Annotated in this window: 1 protein-coding gene; it reads right to left on the minus strand. The window is 45.1% G+C overall.

Annotation, left to right across the window (positions count from 1 at the left end; translation table 11 throughout):
• Nucleotides 1-619, minus strand: a 619-nt coding sequence (locus tag A3757_RS27015; RefSeq protein ID WP_197470133.1) for a hypothetical protein, incomplete at both ends; no start/stop codon positions are given.

The following is a 619-nucleotide window of genomic DNA, read 5'->3' on the forward strand; positions in this document are numbered from 1 at the left end:
GCAGACAGCAAGGTTGTCGAGATATCGCCCAAAACAAGCACGTCATCTCCCAGCAGAGGCAAGATAAGCTCAAAGCCTATATTTTTATCGATACGGGTTGAACCTGGAAACATCTCATCGAGCAAGTCAAGGTTAGTACTCCTCGGGTGAGCCTTGACCCCAATGTCACGAGGGGAGAAAGTTTCTAACAATCGCTTATAGGCACTTGTTAGACTATCCGGCTGCCTCATATAACTAGCCTCATGAGGCAAAGTAATCAACACCTTAATCGCATCGAAACAGCTTAAATCGACCTTTCTATCATCAAGTAAACTTTTAGAAAGCTGTTTAAATTGATCAGATGAGAACAAATCTGTGTTGAGCGCTAAGCGCTTCTTTTCCTGCAACAGAGGGTGAGCATACTCAGGGAACGCCAAATAGGCTTTTGAAATCCAAGCAGAAGAGCCTATTGTCAGGGCGTTCTTCCACCAGGTTCCGTATACGAGTTTCTTAAGAAAAGGATCCAGAAAACGGTGAGCGAAGCTATTCATTGATTTGTGGCCAATATAGCTCACCGCACCATCATCCATGTAAATACCGGTCGCACGTCTACCCGATTGACTGGCAACATGCATCGCAT

This window comes from Oleiphilus sp. HI0117 (assembly GCF_001635235.1).